Source organism: Lysinibacillus sp. FW12 (assembly GCF_050817245.1).
GTDB lineage: Bacteria > Bacillota > Bacilli > Bacillales_A > Planococcaceae > Lysinibacillus > Lysinibacillus irui.
On record NZ_CP139094.1, the window covers coordinates 4,187,134 to 4,199,277 of the forward strand.

The 12,144-nt window shown below is 39.7% G+C and carries 10 protein-coding genes; all 10 read right to left on the minus strand.

Features of this window, described 5'->3' with window-relative positions; all coding sequences use genetic code 11:
• Positions 1–31 precede the first annotated feature (31 nt).
• Positions 32–1,624, minus strand: coding sequence for a CTP synthase (locus SJW71_RS21485; protein ID WP_274795530.1), 1,593 nt, complete (start codon positions 1,622–1,624; stop codon positions 32–34).
• A gap of 440 nt (positions 1,625–2,064) precedes the next feature.
• Positions 2,065–2,604: a DNA-directed RNA polymerase subunit delta gene (gene rpoE, locus SJW71_RS21490; RefSeq protein WP_322604795.1), complete on the minus strand. Its 540-nt coding sequence runs from the start codon at positions 2,602–2,604 to the stop codon at positions 2,065–2,067.
• A gap of 153 nt (positions 2,605–2,757) precedes the next feature.
• Positions 2,758–2,916 carry a hypothetical protein gene (locus SJW71_RS21495; RefSeq protein WP_274795528.1) on the minus strand — a complete coding sequence of 53 codons (159 nt, stop codon included), beginning with the start codon at positions 2,914–2,916 and terminating at the stop codon, positions 2,758–2,760.
• 141 nt (positions 2,917–3,057) lie between these two features.
• Complete coding sequence (gene icmF / locus SJW71_RS21500) at positions 3,058–6,306, minus strand: fused isobutyryl-CoA mutase/GTPase IcmF (protein ID WP_274795527.1); 3,249 nt, start codon at positions 6,304–6,306, stop codon at positions 3,058–3,060.
• Between the two features lie 93 nt (positions 6,307–6,399).
• Entirely contained in the window at positions 6,400–7,032 is a 633-nt protein-coding gene (locus tag SJW71_RS21505) for a TetR/AcrR family transcriptional regulator (RefSeq protein ID WP_274795526.1), read from the minus strand.
• A 3-nt stretch (positions 7,033–7,035) separates the two neighbouring features.
• A complete protein-coding gene (locus tag SJW71_RS21510) occupies positions 7,036–8,172 on the minus strand; it encodes an acyl-CoA dehydrogenase (RefSeq protein ID WP_431811524.1) in 1,137 nt (378 codons plus the stop codon).
• 197 nt (positions 8,173–8,369) lie between these two features.
• Positions 8,370–8,624: a hypothetical protein gene (locus tag SJW71_RS21515; RefSeq protein ID WP_431811525.1), complete on the minus strand. Its 255-nt coding sequence runs from the start codon at positions 8,622–8,624 to the stop codon at positions 8,370–8,372.
• 177 nt (positions 8,625–8,801) lie between these two features.
• Positions 8,802–9,938: an acyl-CoA dehydrogenase gene (locus tag SJW71_RS21520; protein ID WP_274795523.1), complete on the minus strand. Its 1,137-nt coding sequence runs from the start codon at positions 9,936–9,938 to the stop codon at positions 8,802–8,804.
• A 56-nt stretch (positions 9,939–9,994) separates the two neighbouring features.
• Entirely contained in the window at positions 9,995–10,846 is an 852-nt protein-coding gene (locus tag SJW71_RS21525; protein ID WP_322604797.1) for a 3-hydroxybutyryl-CoA dehydrogenase, read from the minus strand.
• Positions 10,846–12,051 carry an acetyl-CoA C-acetyltransferase gene (locus SJW71_RS21530; RefSeq protein WP_407132750.1) on the minus strand — a complete coding sequence of 402 codons (1,206 nt, stop codon included), beginning with the start codon at positions 12,049–12,051 and terminating at the stop codon, positions 10,846–10,848. Before SJW71_RS21530 ends, SJW71_RS21525 begins: the two co-directional genes overlap by 1 nt.
• Positions 12,052–12,144 lie beyond the last annotated feature (93 nt).

Consider the following 12,144-nt stretch of genomic DNA (forward strand, 5'->3'; position numbering starts at 1 on the left):
TGTCTCAATAAACGAGACAACTCTTTTTAATTTATTTAAATGTTGCGCCGATAAAATCACGGAACAATGGTTGTGGACGATTTGGACGTGAAACTAGCTCTGGGTGGAATTGACATGCTACAAAGAAATTGTTTTCTGGTAGCTCAATAATTTCAACCAATTTGCCATCAGGGCTTGTACCTGAGAAGACAAGACCAGCTGCTTCCATTGCTTCACGGTATTCATTATTAAATTCATAGCGATGACGGTGACGCTCATAAACAAGCTCTTTGCCGTAAGCTGTGCTTGCTTTAGAGCCATCTTTTAATTTACATGGATATAATCCTAAACGTAATGTACCACCGATATCAACACTATCGTTTTGATCAGGTAAGAAATCGATAATTGGATACTCTGTATTGGCATCAAGCTCTGTAGAATGTGCACCTTTTAGGCCAAGGACATTACGAGCAAATTCTACTGTGGCCAATTGCATACCTAAACAAATACCTAAGAAAGGTACATCATTTTCACGTGCATATTGTGTCGCTAAAATTTTGCCTTCCACACCACGATCACCGAAGCCACCTGGTACTAAAATTGCGTCTGCACCTTTTAAAAGTGAAGCAACATTATCTGCATCTACGTGTTCTGCATTAATCCAGTCAATTTCAATATCAGAATTATATACATAACCTGCATGCTTTAATGCCTCAACTACTGAAATGTAAGCATCTTGTAGTTCTACATATTTCCCTACTAATGCTACCTTTCTTTTATTTGGTAAGTTCTTCACCTTTTCTACAAGTTCGCGCCATTCTTCCATATCTGCCTCTGGAGCTTCAATACCAAAATGATCAAGAACGATATCATCTATATCTTGTGCGTGAAGGTTTAATGGTACTTCATATAAATGCTCAGCATCGCGAGATTCAATAATTTCATGTGGTTGAACATCACAGAATAATGCTAATTTCTCTTTCATATCTTGTGGTACTTCTTGTTCTGTACGTACAACAATAATGTTTGGCTGGATTCCTAAAGAGCGCAATTCTTTTACAGAATGTTGTGTAGGTTTTGTTTTAAGCTCACCAGCTGCTTTAATATAAGGAATAAGTGTACAGTGAATATACATTACATTGTTATGCCCTAAATTTGTTTTCATTTGGCGGATTGCTTCAAGGAATGGTAATGATTCAATATCACCTACTGTTCCTCCAACCTCTGTAATAACAACGTCTGCATTTGTTTCACGACCAGCGCGTTGGATACGGTCTTTGATTTCGTTTGTAATATGAGGAATTACTTGAACTGTTCCACCGTTATAATCTCCACGACGTTCTTTCTGTAAAACAGATTGATAAACGCGGCCTGAAGTTACTGTAGAATGTTTTCCTAGGTTAATATCAATGAAACGTTCATAGTGTCCTAAGTCTAAGTCAGCCTCAGCACCATCATCCGTTACAAATACTTCACCATGTTGATAAGGGCTCATTGTACCTGGGTCTATATTGATATATGGGTCAAATTTTTGAATCGTAACTTCTAAACCGCGATTTTTTAATAAACGACCTAGAGATGCTGCAACAATCCCTTTTCCAAGAGATGATACAACCCCACCTGTTACAAAAATATACTTCGTCATGAATAAATTCCTCCTTATGATGTACTTAAATCACTAAATCATTTAGGGTTCAAAACAACTTACATTCTAATACCCTAAAAAAAGAAAAGCCGAGAATGTCTACAAAACGTAGTCGATTCGAAGCTGTAATCGGTTCTATCTCTTTTCACTTTCCTTTAAACCTTAAAACTCTAACAACTATTCAGTACCGTTTACTTACATCATGAATAAATAAAAACATTTATATTCATAGCTGTATTAAAAGCATGGGAGAACTAAACTGAATAAAAGTTAAAAACAAAAAAACGCTCCTCCTGCATAGGTTTGCAGGGGGAGCGTATTATATACACGGTCTTTCTCCTTCTTTTAAGGAGCCCAAGTAAAAGATTAAACGGAACCGTGGTAGAAGTCAAGATTTTTTACATTGAGCTTAAAAGAAAGAAAATTCTAAGAGTACTGTATTAGATCTCTTCCTCTTCTTCCTCAAACTCTTCTTCTTCATCAATAAAGTCTTCATCGATCTCTTCATCAATGTCTTCTAATTCATCATCATCAAAATCGATATCTTCTTTATCCTCTTCTTCTTCATCAAGTTCTTCTTCATCAACGAACTCTTCGAAGTCTTCGTCAAAATCAATATCCTCTTCATCTAGTTCTACATCATCAAGGTCCTCATCCTCATCAAACGCAGCTTTAGATTTTTTCTTTTGAGTCTTAACTGAAGGTGCTGTTTCTTCTTCAATTTGCTCAACTTTAAACCATTCACGTAAGCCCCAACCTGTTTCTTGATTATATAAGAAACGGCCATCTATATTGATATCTGTGTAAAATTGTAGTAGACGGGATTTCATTTCTTCATCACTATAGCCTACAAGTTCTTGAATTATTTTTAGCAAATCATTAAAAGACACTGAGGCACGTTTTTCATTTAAAACTGCATAAGCTAAGTTAATTAACGATTCTTCTGTTAATTGTTCCTTTGTCATTTCACGAAAATTCAATTCGTGCACTTCCTTTCCCTCATCACAATGGACGTATTAAAATTACATGGTGCTTTATTTTCCAAGCGCAGCAAAAAAGGCCACGCAAAAGGTACTTTCCATACAATAAGCATAATACCCATTATATACAAAGTTTTAGCCCCTTTGCTAGCTTCAATTACTGTTTTTTATATTACGCATTTTTTTTATTCCAAGATAAAACAAATAGACAGATAATAGTAGTAAAGGAATAGCGCCAATTTGCTTATTATACAGGAAAAAGGCTCCCAATACTAAAGCTAATATAATTATGTAGTGAATTACTGCTTTCATCCTCTACCGCGCCTCCCCTTTTTTTACATTTCTATTATAACGAAAATAAAAAGAAGTGCCTAATCTAAAGACTAGACACTAAATGCTTGAGTTACAAAAATTAAATAAAACTATTAGAAATGATGAAGTTTTGAACTACCATTACATGTTACGACGATATTGTCCACCTACTTCATATAAGGCTTTCGTAATTTGTCCTAAACTAGCTACTTTTACTGTTTCCATCAGCTCAGCAAAAATATTGCCGTTATTGACAGCAACTTCTTGTAAACGTGCAATAGCTGCTTCACTTTCCCCTTCATGCGCCTTCCAGAATGCTTGTAAATTGTGAATTTGTGTTTCCTTTTCTTCAGTTGAGGCACGGGCAATTTCCATATTATCTATATCTGCATCTGAAGGTGGATTTGGATTTAAGTAAGTATTGACACCGATAATCGGTAACTCACCAGAGTGCTTTAGCATTTCGTAGTACATGGACTCCTCTTGAATTTTACCTCGTTGGTACTGCGTCTCCATCGCACCTAGCACCCCACCACGATCATTGATACGATCAAATTCTTCAAGGACCGCTTCTTCTACAAGATCTGTCAACTCTTCTACAATAAACGCACCTTGTAGCGGATTTTCATTTTTCGCTAAACCATGTTCCTTCGTAATAATCATTTGTATAGCCATCGCACGGCGCACTGATTCCTCAGTAGGCGTAGTAATAGCCTCATCATAGGCGTTAGTATGCAATGAGTTACAATTATCTTGTAAAGCCATTAATGCCTGTAGTGTTGTACGAATATCATTAAAATCAATCTCCTGTGCGTGTAGACTACGACCAGATGTTTGAATATGATATTTCAGCTTTTGAGCACGCTCATTCGCACTATATTTATCACGCATAACAATTGCCCAAATACGGCGAGCAACACGTCCAATAACTGTATACTCAGGATCTAATCCATTTGAGAAGAAGAACGATAGGTTTGGTGCAAAGTCATTAATATTCATGCCTCGACTTAAATAATACTCTACATACGTAAAGCCATTTGCTAAGGTAAAGGCTAATTGAGAAATAGGATTTGCTCCAGCCTCTGCAATATGGTAGCCGGAAATAGAAACTGAATAGTAGTTACGCACTTTATGATCAATGAAGTACTGCTGAATATCACCCATCATACGTAAAGCAAATTCAGTTGAGAAAATACATGTATTTTGCCCTTGATCTTCTTTTAAAATATCAGCCTGCACTGTTCCACGCACAACCTGCAATGTTTTCTCACGTGTCTCCGTAAACTCTTCAACTGTCAAAGTACGTCCTAACTCTTTCTCACGCAATTGTACTTGTTGATCAATTGCTGTATTCATGAACATGGCTAAAATAATAGGTGCTGGACCATTAATTGTCATGGAAACAGATGTAGAAGGAGCACATAAATCAAAGCCTGCATAAAGCTTTTTCATATCTTCTAGTGTACAGATTGATACACCTGATTCGCCGACCTTACCATAAATATCTGGTCGGTAATCTGGGTCCTCCCCATACAATGTAACAGAATCAAATGCTGTAGATAAACGCTTTGCATCATCATCCTTCGATAAATAGTGGAAGCGTTTATTTGTTCGCTCTGGCGTGCCTTCACCAGCAAATTGACGCTTTGGATCTTCACCTTCACGTTTGAATTGGAAAACTCCTGCTGTATATGGGAATTCTCCAGGCACATTTTCTTTATAAACCCAACGCAATATTTCACCGTAGTCCTCAAACTTTGGCAATACTACTTTTGGAATTTTCGTACCAGAAAGACTGGTTGTTTTTAAGATTGTGCGAATTTCTTTATCACGAACTTTTGTCACAAACTCATCGCCAGCATAGGCTTCTTTTAAAGCTTGCCAATTATCCAATATACGCTTGGATTCTGCTGTTAATTCGTCCCTAACACCTTCTGCTAAAGAAGCAAGCGATGCTACAAGAGCATCATCTGGCGCCTTTTCCTTAACTGCTGCCATGGCCCCTTCTAATTGGAACAGACGTCGGGCAAATGCCACCTGCTGTTCTGATTTTTTATGATAGCCACGAACTGTATCCGTAATTTCCCGTAAATAATAACGACGGTCATTTGGAATGATAACATCTTGCTTTTGTGTCTTAGCAAATTGCTCATAGCTCGTTTCCCAATTGTAGCCTGTTTTCTCATTAATAATATTTACTAAGGCTGCGAATAATGCATTGGTCCCTTTATCATTAAATTGACTAGCAATCGTACCGTATACTGGCATAGCATCAAGTGATTCTTCCCAAAGCTCTCTTGAACGTTGATATTGTTTTTGAACTTGGCGTAATGCATCCTCTGAGCCTTTTCGCTCAAATTTATTAATAGCAATAACATCTGCAAAATCAATCATATCGATTTTCTCAAGCTGTGTTGGTGCACCAAATTCACTTGTCATCACATACATAGATAGATCCGTGTATTTTGTAATTTCAGCATCACCTTGACCAATACCACTTGTTTCTACGATGATTAAATCATAGCCTGCTACGCGTACAACATCTAGAACATCACCAATCGAAGCTGATAATTCCGTACGTGAGCCACGAGTTGCTAAACTACGCATGTAAACACGGTTATTGAAGATAGCATTCATGCGAATTCGATCCCCAAGTAATGCCCCACCCGTTTTTTGCTTTGTTGGATCAACGGACAGAATGGCTACACGTTTATCTGGGAATTCCTTTAAGAATCGGCGAATTAGTTCATCTGTTAAAGAAGATTTCCCTGCTCCACCTGTTCCTGTAATCCCCATTACAGGTGTACCTTTAGAACGCTTTCGTGCCTCATCCAACATTTCTTTCGTAGCTTCATCATCATTTGACTCAGCTGCTGTTATTAAATTTGCTAAAATTTCTGGCGTATCTGTTGTTAATGCCTCTAATTTCTCTAAATAGTTACCTGTTGCAGTAGGAAAGTCTGTTCCTTTAATTTGCTCATTGATCATTCCTTGTAGCCCTAATACACGGCCATCCTCTGGTGAGAAAATTCCTGCAATGCCATATGCATGAAGCTCTTTTATTTCCCGAGGTAAAATTACCCCTCCACCACCGCCATAAATTTTAATATGAGGTGCTCCTTTTTCACGCAGTAAATCATACATATATTTAAAGTATTCCATATGTCCGCCTTGATAAGAAGAAACAGCAATACCTTGTGCATCTTCTTGTATCGCAGCATTCACGACTTCTTCAACCGAGCGGTTATGACCTAAATGGATTACTTCCACACCGCTCGATTGTAAAATGCGTCGCATAATATTGACTGAAGCATCATGTCCATCAAAAAGACTCGATGCTGTCACAAAACGTACATGATTTTTTGGACGATATACTTCTACCTTTGTCATATGAAATCCTCACTCTCTCCCCTTAATGAATTGAAAAAAGCCGGCAATTGCAATGTCGCTGTATGCAATTACCGACAAACCCCTTACGAAATATTAGAACCCCTTTATGCCTGAAATAAACAATGTAATTTGCATATCAATAAACTCTTCAATTGAATGCTGACGATGTAATGCCCATTTGCGGAACGCCCAACTTTGTCCTGATACAACTAAGTTATTGGCTGCTAAATGGATTTGCTTGTCTGTCATTGTTAATTCTCCAGACTGTACACAACGCTGTAGCAATCGCTCAAATGTAGCAACCATTTCAAATTCTTTACTAAATACATAGCGTTGTGCTTCTTTTGATAATGATTTGGTTTCTTGATACATGATTGTTAGCTCATCAACCATGCTATCAATTTGCAGGAAATATTCTCGAATCATTTCTTTTAACTCATCGATAGTTCCCGCTTTAATCTCGTAACTCGAAAGTCGCTCCATCGCATGGTGATAAATACTATCACATACAAGATAAAGAACGTCTTCTTTAGTTCGAATGTACTCATACAACGTACCGATACTAAAGCCAGCAGCTTTTGCAATTTCTCTCGTCGTAGCACGGTGAAAGCCTTTTTCTTTAAATAACTTAATAGCTCCCTGAATCATTTGTTCACGACGAATGGCGATTAAATTTTCATCTTTTACGGTTGACTGTACTTGGGGCCTTTTATCTTTTTCAGTCATCGATTATTTCGTTAACATACGCGAGATTACTAGACGTTGAATCTCCTGCGTACCCTCGTAAATTTGTGTAATTTTGGCATCACGCATAAAGCGCTCTACCGGATAATCTTTTGTATAACCATAGCCACCAAATACTTGAACCGCCTCTGTCGTTACACTCATTGCTGTATCACCAGCCATCAATTTCGCCATTGCAGATGCCTTCCCATACGGTAGGTTATTAGACTCTAACCAAGCCGCTTGGTATGTAAGAAGTCGAGAAGCCTCAATTTGAGTAGCCATATCTGCTAATTTAAAGGATACACCTTGATTGGCAGTGATTGGTTTACCAAATTGTACACGTTCTTTTGCGTAGTCAACTGCTGCATCAAGTGCTCCTTGCGCAATTCCTACAGCTTGAGCCGCAATACCATTACGTCCACCGTCTAGTGTCGTCATAGCAATTTTAAAGCCTTCCCCTTCAGCACCTAGTAGATTTTCTTTTGGCACACGACAGTTTTCAAAAATAATTTCTGTTGTTGGAGATGAACGAATCCCTAATTTCTTCTCTTTCTTACCTACAGAAAAACCTTCGAATCCAGCTTCCACGATAAATGCTGATGTACCATGTTTTGCCTCTGGATCAGTAACAGCAAATACAATATATGTATCCGCTACTCCACCGTTTGTAATAAAGATTTTTGAGCCATTTAAAATATAATCATCGCCATCACGTTTTGCATATGTTTTCATGCCGCCTGCATCTGAACCTGATCCTGGTTCTGTTAAGCCGTAAGCTCCAATATGTTTTCCTTCAGCCATTGGACGAAGATATTTTTGTTTTTGTTCTTCTGTACCGAACTTGTAAAGTGGCCAGCCTGCCAATGACGTATGTGCCGATAACGTTACCCCTGTTGAAGCACAAACACGTGATAATTCCTCGACAGCAATGACATACGCAAGGTAATCAAATCCTGCGCCACCATATTCCTCAGGCCACGGAATACCCGTTAACCCAAGCTCTGCCATCTTATCGAAAATAGCACGGTCGAATTCTTCATTCTCATCACGTTCTGCCGCTGTTGGCGCCACTTCATTTATCGCAAAATCACGAATCATATCACGTAATTGTTCATGCTCTTCTGTTAACTGAAAGTTCATTGTCCATTTCCCCTTTTTAATTAGACTCTGTTCTGTAGCTACCTGTATGCTGTTATGTCGGCTGAAGGATTTCGATCCTTTAAGTGGGTTTCTCACCTTTTGGAGCGGGTCGGTGCTTTCGTTGAGCGGATTGCCACACTCTTTGAGCGGATTCCTCACACTTTGGAGCGGGTTGCCACTTCCTTTGAGCGGATTTCTCACACTTTGGAGCGGTCGCCACACTCTTTGAGCGGGTTTCTCACCTTTTGGAGCCGGTCGCCACTTCCTTTGAGCGGATTTCTCACACTTTGGAGCGGGTCGCCACACTCTTTGAGCGGGTTTCTCACCTTTTGGAGCGGGTTGCCACTTCCTTTGAGCGGATTTCTCACACTTTGGAGCGGGTTGCCACTTCCTTTGAGCGGATTTCTCACCTTTTGGAGCGGGTTGCCACACTCTTTGAGCGGGTTTCTCACTTAGAGCGGGTCTCCACTTCCTTTGAGTGCATTTCTCCCATAATAGGGTTCTACCCCTTCTTTAAGCGGAGTTCTCTCACTTCTGAACGGAGTGTCCACACTTATTTGATCGATTTCCCCATTATACAGAGCGACTTTCTCCTCCATTAATTCATCAACATAACCTAACATCAGGCTTTATTTCAGTAAATGTTTACTAATGACTAATCTTTGAATCTCACTTGTGCCTTCATAGATTTCTGTGACCTTTGCATCGCGGAAGTAGCGTTCTACTGGATAATCTTCTGTATAGCCATAGCCGCCAAATACTTGAACAGCTTCGATTGCAGTTTGTACGGCTGTTCGTGATGCAAAGAGTTTAGCCATTGAGGCTTCCGCTCCACAAGGTAAACCTTTTGCACGTAAATCTGCTGCGCGATAGACTAATAGTTTTGCTGATTCAACCGCTGTTGCCATATCAGCTAGCTTAAAGCCAACCCCTTGTTGTGTAGCAATTGGTTTACCAAATTGTACACGTTCTTTTGCGTAAGCAGTGGCCGCTTCTAGTGCTGCTTCAGCAATACCTAATGCCTGTGCTGCAATACCAATGCGTCCAACATCTAAATTGGCCATCGCAATCTTGAAGCCTTCCCCCTCTTCCCCAAGTAGGTTGTCAGCTGGAATACGACAATTATCAAATGTTAATTGAACAGTACGTGAGCCGTGTAAGCCCATTTTCTGTTCATCTTTTCCAATAATTAAGCCAGGTGTTCCTTTTTCGACAATAAAGGCCGAAATACCTCGTGTTTTATCAGTAGGGTTAGTCGATGCGAAGACAATATACACATCAGCCTCACCACCATTTGTAATAAATACTTTTGAGCCATTTATGACGTATTCATCGCCATCTTTTACTGCCTTTGATTGTAATGAACCAGCATCCGAACCTGCACTCGGCTCTGTTAAACAAAACGCCCCTAAATATTCCCCTGCTGCAAGCTTAGGTACATAACGTTTCTTTTGTTCTTCATTCCCGAAGTAAATGATAGGATTTGTACCTACCGATGTATGCACCGATAAAATAACCCCCATTACAGCGCTTACTTTCGATAGTTCATTGATCGCAATAATATACGATGTAAAATCCATACCAGATCCACCTAAGTCTTCTGGTGTTGTAATCCCCATTAATCCTAGTTCACCCATTTGTTGAAGAATCTCTCGGGGGAATTCCCCTGCCTCCATTCGCTCTACCCATGGTTGAATTTTTTCTTGAGCGAAATTACGAACCATATCGCGCATCATAATTTGCTCATCTGTAAATTGCAAATGCATCTATAATGTCACCCCTCTAAGTTGTCCGTTGCATCTATAACCCCATCCCCATAGGATTATTCATATACGTAAAAGCCTCTTCCTGATTTTTTCCCTAGCCAGCCTGCTGCTACGTACTTGCGAAGCAGTGGACAAGGACGATATTTACTATCTCCTAGACCCTCATGTAAAATCTCCATGATGTAAAGGCAAGTATCTAAGCCAATGAAGTCTGCTAATGTTAATGGTCCCATTGGATGATTCATACCAAGCTTCATAACATCGTCAATTGCTTCCTTCGTAGCTACGCCTTCATAAAGTGCATAAATTGCTTCATTAATCATCGGAAGCAAGATTCTATTTGAAATAAAACCTGGGAAGTCATTTACTTCCACTGGTGTTTTTGATAACTTAATCGTCATCTCTTCAACAGCTTTGTACACTTCATCCGCTGTTGCTAATCCCCTAATGATTTCTACAAGCTTCATAACAGGTACCGGATTCATAAAGTGCATCCCAATTACTTGTTCCGGACGATTTGTTACCGCTGCAATCTCTGTAATTGGCAGTGAAGATGTATTCGTAGCTAAAATAGCATGTGTAGGTGCAATTTCATCAAGTTGCTTAAAAATGGATTGCTTAATGTCCATATTTTCTACAGCTGCCTCAATGATAATGTCTACATCACTAGCATCCTGTAAATCTAGTGACATAGTAATTCGACCTAGAATAGCCGCCTTCTCATCCTCCGTTTTACGACCCTTTTCTACATCACGTGAAAGATTTTTTGTAATAACCCCAATCCCACGCTCGAAGAATTCTTGTTTGATATCGTTTAATTTCACTTCATAGCCTGCTTGTGCACAAACCTGTGCAATGCCAGAGCCCATTTGCCCTGCACCAATGACCATTACCTTTTGAATTCCCATTAGTTCAGTCCCCCTGTTTTCGGTACTTCTATCATAATTGCATCTCCTTGACCACCGCCTGAACAAATTGCTGCAATGCCAATACCCCCACCACGGCGCTTCAATTCATGTGCAAGCGTTAAAATAATACGTGCTCCAGACGCCCCAATCGGATGACCTAAAGCAACTGCACCGCCATTTACATTGACCTTTTCTGCATCTAAATCAGCTAATTGCTTGCTAACTAAAGCAACTGCTGCAAAGGCTTCATTAATTTCAATCAAATCAATATCAGCTAATGATTTATTAGTCTTTTTCAGCAATTTATTAATAACAAGACCAGGAGTTTGCGGGAAATTTTTAGGCTCTATTGCTAGCTCTTCGTGCCCAATGATTACTGCCAAGGGCTCTCTGCCTTCACGTGCTGCACGTTCCTCACTCATAACAACAAGGGCACATGCACCATCATTAACGCCAGGTGCGTTACCTGCTGTAATTGTGCCATCCTTATCAAAGGCTGGTTTCAGCTTCGCTAGTACCTCCAAGGATGTACCTGCTCTTGGTGCTTCGTCTGTATCGACAATAAGCGGCTCGCCTTTGCGTTGAGGAATCTCTACAGGTACGATTTCTTCAGCAAAATATCCTTTGTCAATTGCTGCAAGAGCACGTTCATGACTGCGTACTGACCAAGCGTCCTGCTCCTCACGGCTTAGTGAAAACTCTTGAGCCGTCGCATTGCCATAGCTCCCCATATGTGGTCTTGCTTTATCGAAAGCACAAGTTAAACCATCATATAGCATGCCATCCACCATTGTGGAATCTCCCATTCTTAAACCATTTCGACCATTTAATAGATAGTACGGAGCATTGGACATAGACTCCATTCCACCAGCAACAATCACTTCTTCGTCCCCTAATCGAATCAATTGATCGGCTAATGTTACAGCCCGCATCCCCGACGCACAAACTTTATTAATTGTTTCTGTTTTTACCTCTATTGGTAAATTGGCTTTTATTGCTGCCTGTCGAGAAGGAATTTGCCCCTGTCCCCCTTGTAATACAGAGCCTAAAATCACTTCATTGACTTCTTCTGATGCAATATTTGCTTTCTCTAAGGCACCTTTTATTGCAATTGCCCCTAAATCACTTGCATGTAATGGCGATAATGAACCACCAAATTTACCAAATGCTGTTCTTGCTCCTGCTAAAATTACAGCTCTATTCAAGTAAAACACCCCTTTTGTTTTACGTACTCGATGAAGTAGTGAAGCATTTTATTGACTGAACGCTCGCTCGACTCCTATCGATAAAAAATGGGA

Excerpts from the sequence above, each read along its gene's own strand:
- SJW71_RS21485 (WP_274795530.1), bottom strand. The coding sequence starts at position 1,624 with ATGACGAAGTATATTTTTGTAACAGGTGGGGTTGTATCATCTCTTGGA.
- SJW71_RS21495 (WP_274795528.1), bottom strand. The coding sequence starts at position 2,916 with ATGAAAGCAGTAATTCACTACATAATTATATTAGCTTTAGTATTGGGA.
- icmF (WP_274795527.1), bottom strand. The coding sequence starts at position 6,306 with ATGACAAAGGTAGAAGTATATCGTCCAAAAAATCATGTACGTTTTGTG.
- SJW71_RS21505 (WP_274795526.1), bottom strand. The coding sequence starts at position 7,032 with ATGACTGAAAAAGATAAAAGGCCCCAAGTACAGTCAACCGTAAAAGAT.
- SJW71_RS21510 (WP_431811524.1), bottom strand. The coding sequence starts at position 8,172 with ATGAACTTTCAGTTAACAGAAGAGCATGAACAATTACGTGATATGATT.
- SJW71_RS21520 (WP_274795523.1), bottom strand. The coding sequence starts at position 9,938 with ATGCATTTGCAATTTACAGATGAGCAAATTATGATGCGCGATATGGTT.
- SJW71_RS21525 (WP_322604797.1), bottom strand. The coding sequence starts at position 10,846 with ATGGGAATTCAAAAGGTAATGGTCATTGGTGCAGGGCAAATGGGCTCT.